At 64.4% G+C, this 19,378-nt stretch carries 17 protein-coding genes; 13 read left to right on the forward strand and 4 right to left on the reverse strand.

Translation table 11 applies throughout. The annotated features are described in order from the left end of the window. Positions 1 to 12 precede the first annotated feature (12 nt). The gene (locus tag AB4Z38_RS15865; RefSeq protein ID WP_441430590.1) at positions 13 to 1,104 is read right to left on the reverse strand and encodes a flavin-containing monooxygenase; all 1,092 of its coding nucleotides are present in this window, start codon (positions 1,102 to 1,104) and stop codon (positions 13 to 15) included. Positions 1,105 to 1,144: 40 nt separating this feature from the next. On the opposite strand from AB4Z38_RS15865, the gene AB4Z38_RS15870 reads away from it, so the two are divergent. Then, a complete protein-coding gene (locus tag AB4Z38_RS15870) occupies positions 1,145 to 1,765 on the forward strand; it encodes a TetR/AcrR family transcriptional regulator (RefSeq protein ID WP_441430591.1) in 621 nt (206 codons plus the stop codon). Between the two features lie 7 nt (positions 1,766 to 1,772). On the opposite strand, the gene AB4Z38_RS15875 is transcribed toward AB4Z38_RS15870, so the two are convergent. Further along, positions 1,773 to 2,171, reverse strand: coding sequence for a helix-turn-helix domain-containing protein (locus AB4Z38_RS15875; protein ID WP_441430592.1), 399 nt, complete (start codon positions 2,169 to 2,171; stop codon positions 1,773 to 1,775). A gap of 60 nt (positions 2,172 to 2,231) precedes the next feature. Between AB4Z38_RS15875 and AB4Z38_RS15880 the strand changes: the two genes are divergently transcribed. The 9 genes from AB4Z38_RS15880 (at position 2,232) to AB4Z38_RS15920 (ending at position 13,174) form a co-directional block, all read left to right on the forward strand. Continuing rightward, positions 2,232 to 2,999 (forward strand): TetR/AcrR family transcriptional regulator, encoded by a 768-nt coding sequence (locus tag AB4Z38_RS15880; protein ID WP_441430593.1) that lies wholly within the window; start codon positions 2,232 to 2,234, stop codon positions 2,997 to 2,999. 108 nt (positions 3,000 to 3,107) lie between these two features. Next, positions 3,108 to 4,373, forward strand: coding sequence for an acyl-CoA dehydrogenase family protein (locus tag AB4Z38_RS15885; RefSeq protein ID WP_441430594.1), 1,266 nt, complete (start codon positions 3,108 to 3,110; stop codon positions 4,371 to 4,373). A gap of 243 nt (positions 4,374 to 4,616) precedes the next feature. Next, entirely contained in the window at positions 4,617 to 5,693 is a 1,077-nt protein-coding gene (locus AB4Z38_RS15890) for a LacI family DNA-binding transcriptional regulator (RefSeq protein WP_441430595.1), read from the forward strand. Positions 5,694 to 5,766: 73 nt separating this feature from the next. Next, on the forward strand, positions 5,767 to 7,443 hold the full coding sequence (locus tag AB4Z38_RS15895) for an ABC transporter substrate-binding protein (protein WP_441430596.1): 1,677 nt from the start codon (positions 5,767 to 5,769) through the stop codon (positions 7,441 to 7,443). 127 nt (positions 7,444 to 7,570) lie between these two features. Further along, entirely contained in the window at positions 7,571 to 8,548 is a 978-nt protein-coding gene (locus AB4Z38_RS15900; protein WP_441430597.1) for an ABC transporter permease, read from the forward strand. 9 nt (positions 8,549 to 8,557) lie between these two features. Beyond that, the gene (locus tag AB4Z38_RS15905) at positions 8,558 to 9,610 is read left to right on the forward strand and encodes an ABC transporter permease (protein WP_441430598.1); all 1,053 of its coding nucleotides are present in this window, start codon (positions 8,558 to 8,560) and stop codon (positions 9,608 to 9,610) included. Next, positions 9,607 to 10,545 carry an ABC transporter ATP-binding protein gene (locus tag AB4Z38_RS15910; RefSeq protein WP_441430599.1) on the forward strand — a complete coding sequence of 313 codons (939 nt, stop codon included), beginning with the start codon at positions 9,607 to 9,609 and terminating at the stop codon, positions 10,543 to 10,545. Before AB4Z38_RS15905 ends, AB4Z38_RS15910 begins: the two co-directional genes overlap by 4 nt. Next, complete coding sequence (locus AB4Z38_RS15915) at positions 10,542 to 11,603, forward strand: ABC transporter ATP-binding protein (protein WP_441430600.1); 1,062 nt, start codon at positions 10,542 to 10,544, stop codon at positions 11,601 to 11,603. The genes AB4Z38_RS15910 and AB4Z38_RS15915 overlap by 4 nt, the downstream gene beginning before the upstream one ends. Further along, on the forward strand, positions 11,600 to 13,174 hold the full coding sequence (locus tag AB4Z38_RS15920) for a glycoside hydrolase family 32 protein (RefSeq protein WP_441430601.1): 1,575 nt from the start codon (positions 11,600 to 11,602) through the stop codon (positions 13,172 to 13,174). Before AB4Z38_RS15915 ends, AB4Z38_RS15920 begins: the two co-directional genes overlap by 4 nt. Positions 13,175 to 13,200: 26 nt before the next feature. Here the strand turns inward: AB4Z38_RS15920 and AB4Z38_RS15925 are convergent, their stop codons facing one another. After that, positions 13,201 to 13,479, reverse strand: coding sequence for an HPr family phosphocarrier protein (locus AB4Z38_RS15925; RefSeq protein ID WP_441430602.1), 279 nt, complete (start codon positions 13,477 to 13,479; stop codon positions 13,201 to 13,203). Between the two features lie 38 nt (positions 13,480 to 13,517). Next, complete coding sequence (ptsP, locus tag AB4Z38_RS15930) at positions 13,518 to 15,206, reverse strand: phosphoenolpyruvate--protein phosphotransferase (RefSeq protein WP_441430603.1); 1,689 nt, start codon at positions 15,204 to 15,206, stop codon at positions 13,518 to 13,520. 117 nt (positions 15,207 to 15,323) lie between these two features. Between ptsP and AB4Z38_RS15935 the strand changes: the two genes are divergently transcribed. The 3 genes from AB4Z38_RS15935 (at position 15,324) to AB4Z38_RS15945 (ending at position 19,228) form a co-directional block, all read left to right on the forward strand. After that, a complete protein-coding gene (locus AB4Z38_RS15935) occupies positions 15,324 to 16,046 on the forward strand; it encodes a TetR/AcrR family transcriptional regulator (RefSeq protein WP_441430604.1) in 723 nt (240 codons plus the stop codon). A gap of 69 nt (positions 16,047 to 16,115) precedes the next feature. Then, positions 16,116 to 18,080: a PTS mannitol transporter subunit IICBA gene (locus AB4Z38_RS15940; RefSeq protein ID WP_441430605.1), complete on the forward strand. Its 1,965-nt coding sequence runs from the start codon at positions 16,116 to 16,118 to the stop codon at positions 18,078 to 18,080. After that, positions 18,080 to 19,228, forward strand: a complete 1,149-nt coding sequence (locus AB4Z38_RS15945) for a mannitol-1-phosphate 5-dehydrogenase (RefSeq protein WP_441430606.1) — start codon at positions 18,080 to 18,082, stop codon at positions 19,226 to 19,228. The genes AB4Z38_RS15940 and AB4Z38_RS15945 overlap by 1 nt, the downstream gene beginning before the upstream one ends. Positions 19,229 to 19,378: the final 150 nt, after the last annotated feature.

Consider the following 19,378-nt stretch of genomic DNA (forward strand, 5'->3'; position numbering starts at 1 on the left):
GGATGACCGGTTTTACCGGGTCCGCCCGGCGATGAGTCCTGCGACGTGTTCGGCGTCGCGGCCGACCCCGCCCACGAGACCCGAAGTCAGCCCGTATTGGAACGGCATACCCACGAAGAACAGTCCCGGCAGTTGTTCCACGGCACCCCGACAGGTGAGCGGCCAGCCGTCCTCATCCGCGGGAAGTCCTCGGATCCAGCCGAAGTCCGGTCGGTAACCGGTAGCCCAGATCACCGTGGACACCGGGATCGCGTGGCCTTCATCAGTCAGGGGTTGGCCCTCGCGGGCGCCCGCCAGGCGTGGCAGGCGGGCGACTCCCGCGGCGTCGAGCTCTCGCGTAGAGGTCCGGATCAGCGGCGCGCCGTGCTGGGTGAACCCGACTGCGACTTTACGGCCGATAGGGGTGGATCTGTTCAGCACGTTGTGGATGAAGAGCCACCAAAGCCCGCCGGCGTATCGCGTTACGGGGCCCGGAATGTGGAACGGAGGGGTTCCGGCAATGTAAGTGCGGTGGGTAGGTGCGAGCTCCAAGGCGATTTCGACGCCGGAGGTGCCGGAGCCGACCACCAGGACATCTCCGGGCGGAACCGAGTCCGGGTTGGTGTATTCGGCTCCGTGAAGTTGGTGGATGCCGGGATCCAGCTCCTGTGCGAACGCCGGAATCCTTGGCTGTGCGTTCGGGCCCGTGGCAACAACAACGTTCTTGGCCAGGATCGACCCGGAGCCCGACTGTACTCGGAACCGGCCGTCCTCCCGCTCGATGCCGACGACGTGGGCACCATGACGTACCGGGAGTTCCCGGCTCCTGGCGTACTCCTCGAGGTATTCGGCCATGGCGTCTTTGCCGGGAAAGCTGCCTCGGGCGGCGGGAAACGGCATGCCGGGAAGGGAATCGTGCTGCGCCGGGGTGAAGAGCCGCAAGGAATCCCACCGGTTCCGCCACACGTCGCCGACGCGGGTCTGCGAGTCCAGGATGAGGAAGTCTTGCCGGTGCTTCTGGAGGTGGAATCCGGTGGCGAGCCCTGCCTGCCCGGCGCCCACAACTATGGTGTCCACTGGCTTATTGCTGTCCATCGCGAAGCCTCCTGAGGTGTTCGAGGTCATTAGAATAGCATTCCAGTCACTAGAATGATATTCTTTTTGCGTGGAAATCCGACACAATGACAGGCGGTTAGCCCAAGCTGTCGCAACCAAGGCCGCCGTCGTGGAGGCCGCTCGGCAGCTGTTTCTGAGCAGGGGATACGTGGCCACGACTATCGGGGCCGTTGCGGAGCAAGCAGGCGTGGCTATCCAGACCATCTACAACTCCGTGGGTAACAAGGCTGCGCTGCTCTCGGCCGTGGTTGACGCGACGGCCGCGGGCCCGGATGCTCCCCGCCCGGTCCCGGAGACTATGCGCGAGCGGACTGCCGCAGCCGCCGACGCCGCGGCGGTCCTAGCGTTGTTGGCCGACTGGTTCGCCGAGGTACATCCGAGAAGCAGCCAATTGTTCAGCGTCATGAGGCAGGCCTCCGCCGTCGACGCCGAAGCGGCAAAGGTGGAGCGGGACCGGGCCGAAATCCGGCTGCGGAACTATGCGGAGGCAGCGGCTGCGCTCAGGCGGCGCGGGGCATTGACTTCCGGAATGAGCGACGAGCAAGCTGCTGCCGTGATTTGGTCGGTGGGTCATCCGGACACCTACCGGTCGCTCGTGTTGGATTTCGCTTGGGGACTGGAGCGCTACCGGGATTGGGTCCACGCGGCGCTCAAAGCGGCCCTCGCCTAGCGTTCCGCTACTCGCTGGTGGTTTCCTCGTTGCCCGCGCCCGTCTTCTTCTGGTTTTCCAGCCATGCCATGATGTCCGCGAGCCTGATGCGGCGGTGTGTGCCGCGGTATTCCACCGGAATTTCGCCACGGTCGGTCATGTTTCGCAGGTAGGTGTGCGAGATTCCCGCGAGTTCGGCCGCCCTCGACGTCGTGAGCATTTCCTCTACGCTGCTGACGGTCACCGCTTCGCCTCGGCCCAGCCTGCCAAGGAGGTCGACGACGGCGTCCCTCGCCTCATCCGGCAAGCGGTGGACCGTGCCGTCGACGAAAACGGTGATGTCGTTGCTGTCCTGGAGTGAGCGCGCCAGGTTCCGGGCGTCGTCCGCGGGCAGGCCAGGCGTCACACGGGGAGCTATCAATGCCATGGCAGAAGCCTAGCCTCGCATAAGGCTGTGCGGTGACGCCGTCGTGTTAGATTCACGCCTATGGTCAACTACCCCGCCAATCCGGATCCAGGCCCTGCCGTGGCCGCGGCAATCGAGCTACTGGTGCGGCAAGGCTACGACGCGACCTCCGTGGACGACCTCGCCGATGCCGCCGGGATCAGCCGAAGCACGTTTTTCCGCAAGTTCGGCTCCAAAGAGGACATCGTTTTCGCCGACCACGACCGTATCCTGGCGCGGGTCCAGGAGTTCCTTGCGGGAACGACGGCAGATCCGTTACGTGCCGTCGTGGAGGCGGCGCTCTTGGTTTTCGGCCACCACGTGGGCAACCGCAAAACCTCCCTCGCCCGCTACGAACTTCTGCATCAAGTGCCTACCCTTCGTGATCGTGAACTGGTCATGACGCATCGCTATCAGCGGGCTTTCCGGAATCATCTCCTTTCCGCACTGCCGGAAGGCGAAGGCCGGGGGGTCACTGCCGTGGCCTTTGCCGCAGCGGTAGTTGCGGTTCACAACAGTGTCCTGCGCCAATGGCTGCGGGCGATTGCTGCTGGCGAACGCGTCGGGGGCGTCGAGCGCGGCGAGCGTGATGCGCGGGAAGCCGAAGCCCAAGAGTCGGCCGCCCGGCTCGGGCGTGAATTGGGCGCTTTGGCCGATACTTTTTCCCGGGTTTCAGCCGGCGAGGGGAGTAGTGTGCCAGCCGGAGCGCCTTCCGAGGAAGGCGGCCGTCCCGCCGTCGTAGTTGCTGTCCTTGATCCGGCAGCCGGTACGGAACAGATCCTTCAAGCGGTCCGGGACGCCCTGGCTTAGCCCTTGATCCAGCAAAATCCTCAGCTGACATCGAGTTCCTTGACATGAAACTGAGTGTCAGCGCATGCTAGGAGTCGCAGATCGCAACCCCAGAGCGAGGATTCCCCTATGACGACGACGTCCGATAGCTATTCCGAAGAACTGGATGCCGTTTTCCCGGCCGGGGCTGGTTTCCCGGCCGGAACTATGGAGCCCGAGTACATTCTGAACGAATCCCTGGACCCGGACCCGGCCTCAGTCTTCAGGGACGTCAGCCGCGAAGACCGCGCTTACTGGGACCGTGCGCGGACGTTTGTCCAGGACGAGGTGCTCCCGGTCATCGCGGGGTACTGGGAGCGCGCGGAGTACCCGCTGCACTTAGTGAAGCGCCTGGGCGAACTTGATCTGCTTCGCGACGGAATCAACATCGACGGATTCCCGGCAATGAGTAAAACCGCCGCCGGACTGGTCATGATGGAACTGAGCCGCGGGGACGGCTCCATCGGCACGGTGGTCGCGGTCCAGGGTGGATTGGCTCTGCGGTCCGTGGCCGAATGCGGTTCCGCTGAGCAGCAGGCCCACTGGCTTCCAGCACTTGCCCGGGCCGAGGAATACGGTGCCTTCGCCTTGACCGAGCCGGCGCACGGCTCCGATTCGGTGGGACTCGAGACGACTGCGACGGCCGTCGAGGGTGGTTATGTGCTCAACGGTGAAAAGAAATGGATCGGCAACGGCTCGATCGGCGGCCTGACCGTCGTCTGGGCTCGTGGTGACCACGGGCAAGTTCACGGATACCTTGTCCCGCAGGATTCGCCCGGATACACCGCCACGACCATTGAGGGCAAGCTGTCACTCCGGGCCATCTGGCAGGCACACATACGCCTCGAGAATGTCTTCGTCCCGGCGGAGAACGTGCTCCCGGGTGCCCGGAGTTTCAAGGACACGGCACGGGTGCTCCTGGCGACCAGGCTGGGAGTGGCCTGGTCCGCCGTCGGGCACGCCACTGCCTGTTACGAAACCGCGGTGCAGTACGCCGCCCAACGCCGGCAGTTCGGCCGCCCGCTGGCCGCTTCGCAGATCGTGCAGGAGCGTCTTGCCCGCATGCACTCCGAGCTCGCCACCATGCAGCTCATGGTCATGCAGATGACCAAGCTGGACGAAGAGGGTGTGCTGGCTCCCGCGCAGGCGGCGCTCGCGAAGTTCACGTGCACGCGCACTGCCCGCGGCATCGCCTCGAACGCGCGCGACCTGCTCGGAGGCAACGGGATCTTGTTGGCCAACCGCGTGGCCCGGCACTTCGCCGATATCGAAGGTATCCACACATATGAAGGCACGGAGACTGTCCAGGCGTTGATTATCGGACGCTCGATTACGGGCATCTCCGCATTCGCCTAAGCGGCGCCACTCCGCCCCCTGGCCGGGACCCCGGGGTCCCCCTGAGACGCTCGCTCACCTATGACGCCAAAATCCCGAACGCTCGCTCGGATACGCCAAAGGTGAGCGAGGGTGGGGACATGGATCGCTGACAGATAACCGTTGACAGCTGCGAGTAACGCGCGTAACCTAAATCACACGTTCCAAGTAACGCGCGTTACCAGTAGTTTCTACTAGTTGTCCCCCAAGCATCCGGAGCATTCAATGGCGAAGAGCAACCCCACTGGCAAGCCCGCAGGCAAACTGCGGCAGCGGGGCGTGACCATGACTGATGTCGCCAACTACGCGGGAGTTTCCCGCACGGCGGTTTCCTTCGTCTTGAGCAACCGGGAGAATGCCAGCATCTCCGGGGAAACCCGGAACCGCATCAACGAAGCCGTACATACGCTGGGGTACCGTCCCAACGCCGGAGCCCGCGCGTTGGCTTCCCAGCGCAGCGATTGGTACGGCATCGTCACTGAAATCGTCACGGCACCGTTCGCCGTCGACATCATCAAAGGTGCTCAGGACCAGGCTTGGCTAGATCGTCGCTTCCTGCTCATCGCCCCCTCCGACCAGGCCGATGCCGTAGGTCCGAACCAGGGCCTTGAAGATGCCGCCATCGAAAAACTGTTGGAACAGCGGGTGGAAGGGCTCCTCTACGCGGCCACATACCACCGCGGAGTGCATGTTCCGAAAAGCGCCGGCGAGGTTCCCACCGTCCTCATCAACTGTTTCGACGCCGACGGCATTCTCCCTTCGATCGTCCCGGACGAACGCGCTGGCGGCCGTCTCGCCGTCGAACGCTTGCTCCGAGCAGGCCACACAAGGATCGGCGTCATCAACCTGGACCCGGACATTCCCGCCGCGGTCGGGCGCTTGCAAGGCTGCCGCGATGCCCTAGCGGACGCCGGGTTGGAACTGGACCCGGAACTCGTCGTCTCAGGGCATGCGACGGCGGATGGCGGCTACGAGGCCGCCTGCGAAATTCTTGACAGATATCCGGCCGGGGCAGGCAGGCCAACAGCACTGTTCTGCCTCAACGACCGGATGGCGATGGGCGCCTATGACGCCATCAAGGAACGGGGACTGACCATCCCCGGAGACATCGCCGTGATCGGCTTCGACAACCAGGAACTGATTGCGGCCTACCTCAGGCCCAAGCTCACCACGGTTGCGTTGCCCTTCGAAAAAATGGGCGCCCTGGGAGTCCAGACGCTCGCAGCTCTCACAGCAGGACAGCCGATCGCTGCCGACCAGCAACTGGTCGACTGTCCGCTGCTAGAACGTTCTTCAGTCTGACCGCGAAATCACTACTGAAGAACAAAACCCCAACCCACCGTTCAGTAATGAAAGATAGGAAGAGACAACCATCATGACACAATCCCGGTTCTTGAGGTCTGCGCGGATCACCGCGGCCGGCCTGGCGGTGGGGGCGCTGCTCCTCACCGGCTGTGCAGCCAACAGCGGCATTTCGTCTGGCGGCTCCGCGGCTTCCAACGCGAACGCTCTCCTCACCATTCCCCGTGAGGACATGAGCACTTTCGACCGTAACTTCAACCCCTTCGCCCCCACTGTGAACCCCATGGTCCAGCAGGCCATCTACGAGCCTCTGCTGGTCTTCAACCCGGCCAAAGGCAACACCGTCCCCTGGCTGGGCGTCTCCTGGGACGCTGCCAAGGACGGCAAGTCCGTCACCTTCACCCTGCGTGACGGCGTGAAGTGGTCCGACGGGCAGCCTTTCGTCGCCGATGACGTGGCCTACACCTTCCAGCTGCAGAAGAAGCTCAAGGGCGGCTTCGAGTACCTCGATTCCGTCACTCCGGTGGGCACGGACAAAGTGACATTCACCTTCAACAAGCCCTGGGCCCCCGCGCTCTATGAGATCGGGCAGCTCCCCATCCTCCCCAAGCACATCTGGTCGTCCATTGCCGATCCGGCGAAGGACACCAACGCCAACCCCGTGGGAACCGGCCCCTACACCCAGGTGGACAGCTTCCAGTCCCAGTCCTTCGTGCTGAAGAAGAACCCGAACTACTGGCAGCCTGACAAGCAGAAGATCGCCGGCGTCAAGATGCTGGCAATGTCCGGAAACGATGCCGCCAACCTGGCCAGCGTCAACGGTGATGTGGACTGGTCCACCCAGTTCATTCCGAACATCGAGAAGACCTTCATCGCCAAGGACAAGGACCACCGCCACTTCTGGTTCCCGCCGACGGGCGCCATGATCAACTGGCAGTTGAACACCAGCAAGGCGCCGTTCAATGACGCGACGGTGCGCAAGGCCCTGAGCATGGCGGTTGACCGTGACCAGGTCACCAAGATCGGCATGAGCGGATACGCCACTCCGGCCGACTGCACAGGCCTCTCCGGCAACTACGCGAGCTGGAAGAACGCCGATGTGGCGAACAACTGCACTTGGACCAAGCTGAACGTCGACGAAGCGAACAAGATGCTCGACGCCGCCGGTTACCCCAAAGGCGCGGACGGCAAGCGCACCCTCAAGGACGGCAAGCCCTTCGAGTTCAAGATCTCCGTGGGCGCCAGCTCTTCCGACTGGCTCTCCGTGGCCAACGTGATCTCCCAGAACCTCCAGGCCATCGGCGTCACCGCTAAGGTGGACTCCCCTGACTGGGCCTCCGTCGTCTCCGGCTACGAGCAGGGAACGTTCGACACCGGCATCGTCTGGAGCGCGAACGACCCCAGCCCGTTCAAGTACTTCAGCTCCACCATGGGCACCTCCACCGTCAAGCCGGTGGGCGCCAAGGCCACCGAGAACTACCACCGTTTCGGCGATCCAAAAGCCGACGATCTCCTGCAACAGTTCGCTGCTGCAGGTGACGAAGCCGCGCAGAAGCAGATCGCGAACCAGCTTCAGACGGAATACAACGCGGTGGCCCCGACGGTTCCGCTGTTCTCCGGCCCCGAATGGGGTGACTACACGGACGTTCGCTTCACGGGATGGCCCACCCAGGACAACCCCTACGCAACGCTCTCTGACCGCTCCCCCACCACGGTCCTGGTCCTGACCAGTCTGGAACCGCGCAAGTAGCCGGCGCCAGTTCTCGGCCGGTGGCCGCCGTTGCCATATTCCGGTTCCCACCGGCCGAGAACCTTTTCATCCTTCCCGACCGGGACCACTGTCGTCCCGGACCCCGACTTTCCCGAACGGAGCAACCGTGCGCTTCATCCTGCGCCGCCTGGGCTTCTACCTGATCGCCTTCTGGGCCTCCATCACCCTGAACTTCCTGCTCCCGCGTTTCATGCCGGGAGACCCCGTCTCACGCATGTTCGCCCGTACCCAAGGCAAGATGCAGCCCGAACAGCTCGAAGCCCTGCGCAAGATGCTCGGCGTCGATGCGCGGCCGCTCTGGGAACAGTACGTCGATTACATGCACAACATCCTGACCGGCCAGATGGGTGTCTCCATCTCGCGTTTCCCCACCCCGGTCACCGAGGTTATCGCAAGCCAGATCGGCTGGACCCTGGTGCTGGGCGGAACCGCCCTGGTGTTCGCCGCCATCATCGGCAACCTTCTCGGCATCCTGGCCGCCTGGCGCCGCGGGGGCGCGATTGACTCCGCACTGCCGCCGCTCCTGATCTTCATTGGGTCCTTCCCGTACTTCTGGCTGGCCATGGGAGCCCTGTACTTGTTCGGAGTGACCCTCGGTTGGGCACCGTTGCGGCACGCCTTCAGCGACGGCTTGGATCCGGCGTTCACCTGGGAGTTCATCGGCGACGTCGGTGCCCACCTTGTCCTTCCGGCGTTGACGATCGTCCTCGTGTCGGTCGGCGGCTGGATGCTCGGCATGCGCAACACCATGATCGCCACCAACGCCGAGGACTACATCACCATGGCCGAAGCGAAGGGCCTGCGCCCCGGACGCATCATGTTCCGCTACGCCGCCCGCAACGCCATGCTCCCCTCGGTGACGAGCTTCGGCATGAGCCTGGGCTTTGTGGTGGGCGGCGCGCTCCTGACCGAGGTGGTGTTCGCCTACCCGGGCGTCGGCTACCAGCTCCTCAACGCCGTCCAGGGCCTCGACTACCCGCTCATGCAGGGCTTGTTCCTGACCATCACTGCCGCTGTGCTCCTGGCCAACTTCCTGGTGGATGTCCTCTACGTCCGCCTCGACCCGCGTGTGCGCAGCAACTAGGAGAACGCGATGACACACTCCATCACCACGCCCGCCTCCGCAGGGGAACAGAAACCGGCGCCCGACGACGGCGGGCAGCTTCCCGCGGACGTCACCCCCGGCTCTACCTCGGACAGCGCGACCCCTCCGGGCAACGCCACCCCGCCACCCGCCGTCGGGCTTTCCCATCGTGTACGGAAAACGAAGCAGAGCTTCGTCCACGGGCTCCTGACCAACAAGAAGGCCATGGTGGGCGCGGCCATCCTCTTCGCGTTCATCGCCTTGGCCCTGCTGGCTCCCGTGCTATTCCCGGGCGATCCGTCCCGCATCACGGATATGGCTTCTTTGGAGCCGTCGGCTGAACACTGGCTCGGCACCACTGCCAAGGGCCAGGACGTCATGGCCTTGACCATCCACGGCTCCCGCAGCTCGCTCTTCGTAGGACTCACCGTGGGCCTCGCCTCGACGTTTGTGGGCATCCTGGTGGGACTGGCTTCCGCGTATTTCGGCAAGGTCATCGACGAAGCACTGTCCTTGGTCACCAACGTTTTTCTGCTCCTGCCGGGGCTGCCTCTGCTGGTCATCCTGGCTGCGTTCCTCCCGCCGGGACTGGGCACGGTGATCCTGGTGCTGGTCGTGACCGGTTGGGCTGGATCCGCCCGGGTGCTGCGCTCACAGGCCTTGTCCATCCGTTCCAAGGATTTCGTGGCTGCCGCCGTGGTTTCCGGCGAACGGGCCGGTTGGATCATGTTCCGGGAAATCCTGCCGAACATGGCCTCGATTGTCATGGGAACCCTGCTCGGCTGCGTCATTTACGGCATCGGTGCCCAAGCCGGTCTTGAGTTCCTGGGCCTTGGCGATGTCAGCACCGTCTCCTGGGGAACCAACCTTTACTGGGCCGGCAACGAGGGCGCGCTCTTGACCGGGAGTTGGTGGGTGTTTGTGCCCTCCGGCCTTTGCATTGCGCTGGTGGCTTTTGCTTTGGCGCTCATCAATTACGCGGTGGATGAAGTGACAAACCCTCGACTGAGAAAAATAGCGTTGCGGAAAATAGCCACTCCCGGAAGGAGCGCCGCACAATGACCATCTCCCAAATCTCCTTCGGCTCCCATGAGCCCGTCCTGGAAGTCCGGGATCTGACGGTGAAATACATCGGCGATACCCGCTCCACCACCGCAGTGGACCGTGTTTCTTTCAGCATCGGCACGGGCGAGGTCTTCGGACTGGCAGGTGAATCCGGTTGTGGGAAGTCCACCATCGCCAACTCGATCATGCGCCTGCTCAAAGACCCCGCGAAGATTGCCGGGGGCAGCATCAAGTTCGGCGGCAGGGACGTCCTGGCCATGAGCCCCGAGGAACTGCGCCGCTTCCGCTGGCAGGACGTAGCCATGGTGTTCCAATCGGCCATGAACTCCCTCAATCCAGTGCTGACCGTCGGCGAGCAGATCGTGGACATCTACACCACGCATGCAGGCTACTCCCGGAAAGAATCACTCCGCCGGGCGTCCCAGTTGTTGGAGCTGGTGCGGATCGACCCCGCCCGCTTGAAGTCCTACCCGCACCAGCTTTCCGGCGGCATGCGCCAACGCGCTGTGATTGCCATGGCGGTGGCCCTCAAGCCTTCGTTGTTGATCCTCGATGAGCCCACCACCGCCCTGGACGTGGTGGTGCAGCAGGAAATCATGGCTCAGATCAAGGAACTGCAGCACGAGCTTGGCTTCTCGGTCCTGTTCATTACCCACGACATGTCCCTCATGGTGGAGCTCTCGCACCGCATGGCCGTCATGTACGGCGGCCGGATCGTGGAAACAGCCAGGGCCAAAGAAATCCACGCCGCCCCGCAACACCCGTACACGCAGGCACTCATGGGCGCTTTTCCGCCGCTCACCGGCCCGCGCGTTCCCCTTGCAGGCCTGCCCGACGGCGTGAAGTTCACCAACATCCCGGACCTCGCCGAGCTTTCCCCTGGCCATTTTGTGGCACCGTTCGCGCCCATGCTGGAAGGAGCAACGCGATGAGCAACTCTGTTTTGTCCCGCATGTCATCTCATGCCGCGGAGAGTACGACGCCGGCCCTCGAGGTCCGCGACCTCAGCAAGACCTTTCCGCTGGGAGGGTTCCTCTCGCATCGCTCAGTCAGGGCCCTCAGCAACGTGGACCTCACCTTGGAACGCGCTGAGATTGTTGCCCTCGTGGGCGAATCCGGTTCCGGCAAGAGCACTTTGGCGCGCTGTATCGCCCGGCTTGAGAAGCCGAGTACGGGGCAGGTCCTGCTTGACGGCGTCGACGTCCTCAAGCGCGACCGTTTCCAAGCGTCCCGCGAGTACCGCTCACAGCTTCAAATGGTCTTTCAAGATCCCTTTGGATCGCTCAACCCGGTTCACAGGGTGGAACACTTCCTGCGGCGTTCTCTCGCGATCCACGGCAAAGCCGGCAGCGAAGCACACACCCGGGCCCGCCTCGAGAAACTCATGACTACCGTGGGCCTGCAAGTGGACATGCTCAACTCCTACCCCCACGAGCTCTCGGGCGGCCAGCGCCAGCGCGTCGCGATCGCTCGGGCGCTCGCCGTGGAACCGCAGGTCATCCTGGCCGACGAACCCACTTCCATGCTGGATGTCTCCGTGCGGATCGGGATCCTCAACCTGATGCGCAAACTCCGCGATGATCAAGGCATCTCAATGCTCTACATCACGCACGACCTCGCCTCTGCCCGCTACCTCGCGGACCGGATTGCGGTCATGTTCGCTGGCGAGCTCGTCGAGGAGGGCGAATCGTTGGAGTTGCTGGCCAACCCCGCGCACCCCTACACGCAACTGCTGGTTTCCGCGGTCCCCGACCCCGCACGGGCGGGCTCTTACGATCCGGTCCGCAGAGCCGGGTTGAGGCAGGCAGTCATGGCGTCGACGTCGTGCGCGTTCGACGGCGACGCCGAACAGCCGTGCTCCGCCGGGCATCCGGTCCGCCACCGCGTAGGAGGAGTCGACAACCAGCATTGGGTGCGCTGCCATCTTTACCGGCCCCGGGCAGGCGCCGCGAGCAACGCCCTCACCACAGAATCGCAGGCTTCAGCATGACCGAATTGTTCCACCCTTTCGCCACGGTTCCGCAGGACGAGCTCGTGGCCCGTGCCGGGGCCGATCCGCTCAGGCCCCGCTTCCATTTCGTTTCCCCGGCGGGTTGGCTCAACGACCCCAATGGGGTGACCCAGTGGAGCGGGACGTACCACCTCTTCTACCAATACAACCCCACGGGTGCCTTCCACCACCGCATCCATTGGGGCCACGCCACCAGCACGGACTTGGTGAACTGGATCGACGAGCCGGTGGCGCTCTCGCCGTCGGAAGGCCCGGATGCCGACGGTTGCTGGTCGGGCGTGCTGGTGAACGACGCCGGTACACCTACCTTGGTGTACTCCGGGCGGCACGGGGATCGCGAACTTCCCTGCGTGGCAATGGGTTCTCCGGACCTCCGTACCTGGACGAAAGCGCCGGAAAACCCGGTCATCGCGGCCCCGCCGGCCGGCGTCGAGATCACGGCCTACCGGGACCACTGCGTGTGGCGCGAGGGAACGGTGTGGCGCCAGTTGGTGGGCTCGGGCATTCGAGGGCGCGGCGGCACGGCGTTCCTCTATGAGTCCGAGGACCTGCGCTCGTGGAACTACGTCGGGCCCTTGCTTATCGGGGACGCATCCACGGGTGACCCGGGGGCTGCTGATTGGCAGGGCACCATGTGGGAATGCGTGGACTTGTTCCGGTCGGGTTCGGGGACATTGGGTTCTCCGAGCGAGCGGGCGGCGCCGGATGTGCTCGTCTTCTCTGCCTGGAACGACGGCGATACCCGGCACCCGTTGTACTGGACGGGCCGCTACGCCGGAGATTCCTTCGAGCCGGCCAAGTTGCACAGGCTCGACTATGGCGGACGCTACTTCTACGCACCGCAGTCCTTTGTGGACGAGTCCGGCCGCCGCGTGATGTTCGGCTGGATGCAGGAAGGACGTAGCGACGCAGCCATGGCCGAGGCCGGGTGGTCCGGCGTCATGAGCTTGCCCCGCCTGACGACTGCCGCGCCGGATGGCACGCTGAATTTTGCGCCGATGCCGGAGATTGAGCAGCTGCGTTATGGACATGTCCAATTGCAACCGCGTGTGCTGGTGGGCCCGGAGACCGCCGGGTCAGTTCCTGGTTCCGGGAGTGCCGTGCCCGGGATCGCCGGTAACCAACTGGATCTCGAACTCGAACTACAGCTCGCTCCCGGTGCCGTCGTGCGCCTGGGCTTACTCGGTTCGGAAGATGAACACGGCAACGTGATCGAAGAAACGATCGTGGAGTTGGCGTTGCCCGTGGATTCTCCGGCAGCGACACTCAGGCTCGATCGCAACCGCAGCAGCCTGGATCCCACCGTGGACGCCGAGGAGAAATCCGGGCCAGTGCCGACTGCCGAAGGGCGCTTCTCGCTGCGTGTCCTGGTGGACCGATCCGCCGTCGAGATATTCGCGAACGGCAAGCCGCTCACGGCACGGGTGTACCCAACCCTCGGGGGAGGACGTGTGAGCCTCGCCGCCGCAGCGGGCAGCGCTCGGCTCCTCCGCTTCGACGCCTGGACAATGCGGGACATCTTCGGAGGTACGCGCACCCTTTTCCCATAGCAGAGCAGGCGTTGGGTGGGAGACGCCTACTCCGCGTCGAGGTCCGTTTCCAGCAGCGTCACGAGGGAGTCCAGGGCAGCGTCGGCGCCGTCGCCCCCGGCCCGAAGCACGACGACGTCGCCCTTTGCCGCACCAAGCGTCATAAGCGAAAGGATGCTGGCGGCGTCGAGCGCGTCGTCGGCAGGCGAACCGGCCATCGCGATGGTCACTTCAACCGGGGATTCCCCCGCGGCTTCGGCAAAAATCGCCGCGGGGCGGGCATGCAATCCGGAGCGGCTGGCGATGGTGGCGGTGCGTTCGGGCATGGTTTCTCCTTGTGTTCAGGTGGGCAGTACAGCAGGGCTCAGAGCCCGAGTTCCTCGAGGATCGGCAGTTTGGCGCGGACCCAGGCTTTTGCGTCAAGCGCGTCGGGTGCGCTGAGCGCCAGGCGGGCCAGCTCCTGCGCCTGTTCCAACGTGACCGTTTTGAGCACGGTTCCGACGGCGGCCAGCGAGCGGGCCGTCATGGATAGTGTGGACACGCCCAGGCCAACGAGCACGACGGCGAGGGCCGGGTCCGCGGCCGCTTCACCGCAGACGCCAACGGGTTTGGCGTTGCCCTCTTCCGCCGAGCCCGCGACGGTCAGCTGCACGAGGCGCAGAACGGCGGGCTGCCACGGGGTGTTGAGTTCGGCGAGCGGGCCGAGTTGCCGATCGGCCGCCATGGCGTACTGCGTGAGGTCGTTGGTGCCCAGCGACGCGAAGCCCACGTGGCGCAGGACCGAAGCCGAGGTCAATGCGGCCGAGGGAACTTCCACCATCACGCCGGGTGTCTTGATTCCCGCGGCTCCACACAGCGAGGCGAAACGGGCAGCCTCGGCCGCAGTCGAGATCATGGGCGCCATGACCCACACTTCAGCTTCCGATTCTTCGGCCGCGATGGCGATGGCCTCGAGCTGGCGCTCCAAAACGCCGGGCGTGGTGAAGTCGGTGCGGTAGCCGCGCACACCGAGGGCAGGGTTGGGTTCGGTGGCGTCGGTGAGGAAGGGAAGGGGCTTGTCGGCGCCGGCGTCGAGCGTCCGGAGCACCACTTTCTTGCCCGGGAAGGCGTCGAACACGCCCCTGTACGCGGCGGCCTGTTCGAGCACAGTCGGCTCGGTGTCGCGTTCCAGGAAGCAGAATTCGGTGCGGAAAAGGCCCACGCCCTGGGCGCCCAACGCGGCGGCCGCGGCAGCGTCCTTGGCCCCGCCGACGTTGGCGAGGAGGGGCACCAAGTGGCCGTCCGCCGTCGTGCCGTTTCCGTCAAAAACCGCCAGGGTGGCGGCATTCTCGACCCACGCGAGGGCGGCCGCGCGCTGCTCTTCGGTGGGTTCGAGGGAGAGTGAGCCGGCTGCGCCGTCTACAAAGACTTCGGCGCCGTCAGGAATTTCGTCTACTCCGCGGGCCGCGACGACGGCGGGCAGGCCGAGCGAGCGCGCGATGATGGCCGTGTGGGACTGCGGTCCGCCGCCCGAGGTGACCAGTGCTGTCACGATCGCAGGGTCCAGCGTTGCGGTGTCGGCGGGAGCGAGGTCTTCGGCCACCAGGATGAACGGAGTGTCCGACGCCGGGATCCCCGGGGCGGGGACCCCTCGAAGTTCGGCGACGATCCGCGCACGTACGTCCAGGACGTCGGTGGCGCGCTCGGCCATGTATCCACCCAGGTTGTGGAGCATTTCGGACACGGAGGCGCCGGCTTCCCAGATGGCGCGTTCGGCGGAGCTGCCGTTGTTGTTGATGAGCTTGGTGGCCGACTTCAAGAGCATGGTGTCCTTGGCCATGAGCGCGGTGGCTTCCAGGACGGCCTTGCCATCTCCGCTGGCCTTGTCCGCGCGTGCTTTGAGTTCATCGTGGACCGACTGGGCTGCCGCTTTCAGGCCCGCGACGGCGTCTTCCGCGGTGGTCGATGCCGCTAGCTGCTCGCCCGTCGGCGGTTCGCTGACTGGTTTGGGCATCTGACGGATAGTGCCAATGACGCGGCCCGGGCTGACGCCTACTCCTTGGAAATTCTGCACTGAAATCCTCTGTTCCTGCTCTCGGATCGGACCCACCGGCTGCGGCGCCTCGGGGTCCGAAAAAATCTCCTGTGACTCACTTCATATAGCGTTGCTATAGGTGCTAGGGTAGCGGCTATGAGTTTCGATGACCAGCTTCCGCCTAAAACTCGGCTGCTCCGTGCAGCTGCCGAGTTGCTGGCGAATTCGGACGGGTCACCGGTCTCTACGCGCCAAATCACCAAACTTGCCGGCGTCACGGCGCCCACGCTTTACCACCACTTCGGCGACAAGGAGGGGCTGTTCGACGCCGTCGTTTCAGCCGGCTTCGAGGAGTACGTGGCGGGAGAGCGGGACTTCGCACCCTCTGGGGAACCCCTGGAGGACGTCCGGCGGATGTGGGACAACCACGTCCACTTCGGACTTACCCAACCGCACCTTTACCTGGTGATGTTCGGCAACATCCGTCCGGAAAGCAGGCCCGCCATCGTGGCTGATGCCGAGTCGCTTCTGGAGGAAATGCTGAGCAAGGCGGCCATTGCCGGGCAGATCAACGTACCCCCGCGCGAGGCTGCCAGAAGCATCCTGGCGGCCAACGTTGGCGTCACGCTCATGCTCATTGCAGAGCCCTTGGAAGACCGGAATCTCGAGCTTTCCACCATGACCCGGGATTCCATGATTTTCGCTGTGTCCACGGAAACAGCCCGTGGCGCCGCGGCAGACGACTCCGGCAAGTCGTCGGTTGTTGTTGCGGCAATCGCGCTGAATGCGGCACTCCAAGCCTCGCATTCAGACCAGCTATCCAGTTCGGAACTGAAGCTGTTCCTTGAATGGCTTCACCGAATCTCCAGCAGCTCCTAGAGCTGTCCTCCTTCGATAGATATCGACTGATTCCGCATTGATGCGGGACTCACGTTAGGAATTCACACAATGGCAACAGCGTCAGTTGCGAAACAGCGCACCAGCGTGCGCGTTGGTGTCCAAAAGTTCGGAACATTCCTCTCCGGCATGATCATGCCCAACATCGGGGCCTTCATTGCATGGGGCATCATCACCGCCCTGTTCATCCCGGCGGGGTTCTTGCCCAACGCGGACCTGGCCAAACTCGTGGGTCCCATGATCACGTACCTGTTGCCGCTCCTGATTGGCTACACGGGCGGCCGGGCCGTTCATGGCATCCGCGGCGGCGTGGTGGGAGCCGTCGCCACCATGGGTGTGATTGTCGGTACGGATATCCCGATGTTCATCGGTGCCATGCTCATGGGCCCGCTCACGGCCTGGATCATGAAGAAGCTCGACAAGGTATGGGAAGGCCGGGTCAAGCCGGGCTTCGAGATGCTGATCGACAACTTCTCCGCAGGCATCGTCGGTGCCGCCCTGGCGATCTTCGGCATGCTGGTGATCGGCCCGGTGGTGAAGGCCTTCAGTGACGGCGCGAGCTCCGTCGTCGAATTCCTGGTCCACAACGGACTCCTGCCGTTGACCAGCATCTTCATCGAACCGGCCAAGGTACTGTTCCTCAACAACGCCGTCAACCACGGCATCCTCACGCCGCTCGGTACGGAACAAGCGCTGCAAAACGGCAAGTCCATCCTGTTCCTGCTGGAAGCCAACCCCGGCCCGGGCGTCGGCGTCCTGCTTGCGTACATGATCTTCGGCAAGGGCCTGGCACGCGCATCCGCTCCCGGCGCCGCGCTGATCCAGTTTGTCGGCGGCATCCACGAGATCTACTTCCCGTACATTCTTATGAAGCCGATCCTCATCCTCGCCACGATCGCAGGCGGCATGACCGGCATCTTCACCTTGGTGGTCACCGGCGCGGGCTTGCGTTCGCCCGCAGCCCCTGGCAGCATCATCGCTGTCTTTGCCGCAACAGCGAAGGACAGCTACTTCGGTGTGGCCTTGTCCGTGCTCCTCGCGGCCACAGTGTCCTTCCTGATCGCCTCCGTGATCCTGCGGACCAGCAAGACCACCGATGTGGACGCGCTGGGCCAGGCAACGTCCAGGATGGAAGAGCTCAAGGGCAAGAAGAGTTCCGTTTCCTCCGCCCTCCTGGGCGCCGGTGGCGGTACCGCCGTCCTGACCCGTCCCATCCAGAACATCGTGTTCGCGTGCGACGCCGGCATGGGCTCCAGCGCCATGGGTGCCTCGGTGCTGCGCAACAAGATCAAGGCAGCCGGTTTCCCGGACGTCAAGGTCACGAATTCAGCCATTGCCAATCTCAGCGACACCTACGACGTCGTGGTCACGCACCAGGACCTGACAGAACGCGCCCGGCCGGTGACTTCCAGCGCCGTGCACGTCTCCGTGGACAACTTCATGAACAGTCCCCGGTACGAAGAGATTGTGGAACTGGTCAAGAGCAGCAACGCCGGATCCGGCGCCGACGGCTCTGCCGTTGGAACCACGGTTGCCGAACCGGCCGCCGGTGCCCACGCCGCCCAGCCGGCCGCCGTCGGGGGCAAAGATGTCCTGCTCCCCGAAAGCGTGATCCTCAACGGCACCGCGACGGACCGTGACGCGGCAATCGATGAGGCAGGCAAGCTCCTGCTGGACCGCGGTTCCGTGGACATGGGCTACATTCACGCCATGCATGAGCGCGAGGAATCCGTGTCCACCTACATGGGCAGCTTCCTCGCCATCCCGCACGGCACGAACGCTGCCAAGGACCACATCCTGCACTCCGGTGTGTCGATCGTCCGCTACCCCGAGGGCATCGACTGGGGTGGCAAGCAGGTCAAGTTCGTCGTCGGCGTCGCCGGCATCAACAACGAGCACCTCCACATCCTGTCCTCCATCGCCAAGATCTTCACGGACAAGGCGCAAGTGGCCCAGCTTGAGCAGGCCACGTCGGTGCAGGAAGTGTTGGATCTGTTCGGAAAGGTCAACGCATAGTGAAGGCAGTCCATTTCGGGGCAGGGAACATCGGGCGAGGATTCGTCGGCTTGCTGCTGCACGAGGCCGGATATGAGGTGGTCTTCGCCGATGTCGCGGATGCCTTGATCAGCCAGCTCGCCTCCGCGTCCTCCTACGAGGTCCACGAGGTCGGCGAAAATGCGGCGGTCAAGACCGTGTCCGGTTTCCGGGCCCTGAATTCGGGCACCGAAGAGGCTGCCGTCGTCGCGGAAATCGCGACGGCGGACCTCGTCACCACTGCGGTGGGGCCGCACATCCTCAAGTTCGTGGCACCGGTGATCGCGCGGGGCATCGCGGGCCGCTCGCCGTCGTTGGCTCCGCTGCAGGTCATGGCCTGCGAGAACGCGATCAACGCCACGGACCTCCTGCACTCCGAAGTGGAAGCCGCTTGGGACGGTGCCGCGGGTGACCTTTCCTCCGCGGCGGTCTTTGCGAATACCGCGGTGGACAGGATCGTCCCCAACCAGGCGCCCGGCCAGGGCTTGGACGTCACTGTGGAGACCTTTTATGAGTGGGTCATCGACCGCACGCCGTTCGCGGGGGAGGCGCCGGTGATCCCCGGCGCGACCTTCGTGGACGAGCTCGGTCCGTATATCGAACGGAAGCTTTTTACCGTCAACACGGGGCACGCCTCGGCAGCGTACTTCGGCTATGGCGCCGGCTTGGAGAAGATTTCCGACGCCATGGCCGACGCCTCCGTGGCAACCCGGGTGCGGGCAGTGTTGGAGGAGACCAAGAAGCTTCTCGTGGCCAAACACGGCTTCGTCGAAGCTGAGCAGGAAGCGTACGTGCAGAAGATCCTGTCCCGCTTCACCAACCCGTACCTGCCGGACACTGTGAACCGGGTGGGCCGTGCGCCGCTCCGGAAGTTGGGCCGGCACGAACGGTTCATCGGCCCGGCTGCGGAACTCGCCGAGCGCGGAGTCACTCCCGTTGCCTTGCTCGACGCGATGTCCGCTGCCCTGCGTTTTGACGACGGGGCCGACGACGAAGCCGTGGAACTCGCCCGGATGCTCGCCGAGATGGACGCAGCCGAAGCCGTGGAGCGCATCACGGACCTGCCGCCGTCGCACCCGTTGTTCCCGCAGGTGTTGAAGCTGATCGAAGACCGGAAGGCTGAGGCCTAGCCCCCCGGGGCCCTGGCGCCCCGGCGGCCGGCCTCCCGGCGCCAGCCGGCGACGCTCGCTCAGATATGCGGGCTTTTTCCCGAACCCCAGCTCACCCTCCTTCACATGATGTGAAGGAGGGTGAGCGTTTTGGGCCCTAAAAGCAGGCGA

The organism is Arthrobacter sp. 2RAF6, from assembly GCF_052115205.1.
In the GTDB taxonomy this organism is placed as follows: Bacteria; Actinomycetota; Actinomycetes; order Actinomycetales; family Micrococcaceae; genus Arthrobacter.

Bases quoted from the DNA above. Each gene is read 5' to 3' on its own strand.
- AB4Z38_RS15925 (WP_441430602.1), bottom strand. From the start codon at position 13,479: ATGCCCGAACGCACCGCCACCATCGCCAGCCGCTCCGGATTGCATGCC.
- AB4Z38_RS15905 (WP_441430598.1), top strand. From the start codon at position 8,558: ATGACACACTCCATCACCACGCCCGCCTCCGCAGGGGAACAGAAACCG.
- AB4Z38_RS15890 (WP_441430595.1), top strand. From the start codon at position 4,617: ATGGCGAAGAGCAACCCCACTGGCAAGCCCGCAGGCAAACTGCGGCAG.
- AB4Z38_RS15915 (WP_441430600.1), top strand. From the start codon at position 10,542: ATGAGCAACTCTGTTTTGTCCCGCATGTCATCTCATGCCGCGGAGAGT.
- AB4Z38_RS15880 (WP_441430593.1), top strand. From the start codon at position 2,232: ATGGTCAACTACCCCGCCAATCCGGATCCAGGCCCTGCCGTGGCCGCG.
- AB4Z38_RS15865 (WP_441430590.1), bottom strand. From the start codon at position 1,104: ATGACCTCGAACACCTCAGGAGGCTTCGCGATGGACAGCAATAAGCCA.
- AB4Z38_RS15910 (WP_441430599.1), top strand. From the start codon at position 9,607: ATGACCATCTCCCAAATCTCCTTCGGCTCCCATGAGCCCGTCCTGGAA.
- AB4Z38_RS15935 (WP_441430604.1), top strand. From the start codon at position 15,324: ATGAGTTTCGATGACCAGCTTCCGCCTAAAACTCGGCTGCTCCGTGCA.
- AB4Z38_RS15940 (WP_441430605.1), top strand. From the start codon at position 16,116: ATGGCAACAGCGTCAGTTGCGAAACAGCGCACCAGCGTGCGCGTTGGT.
- AB4Z38_RS15920 (WP_441430601.1), top strand. From the start codon at position 11,600: ATGACCGAATTGTTCCACCCTTTCGCCACGGTTCCGCAGGACGAGCTC.
- AB4Z38_RS15895 (WP_441430596.1), top strand. From the start codon at position 5,767: ATGACACAATCCCGGTTCTTGAGGTCTGCGCGGATCACCGCGGCCGGC.
- AB4Z38_RS15875 (WP_441430592.1), bottom strand. From the start codon at position 2,171: ATGGCATTGATAGCTCCCCGTGTGACGCCTGGCCTGCCCGCGGACGAC.
- AB4Z38_RS15885 (WP_441430594.1), top strand. From the start codon at position 3,108: ATGACGACGACGTCCGATAGCTATTCCGAAGAACTGGATGCCGTTTTC.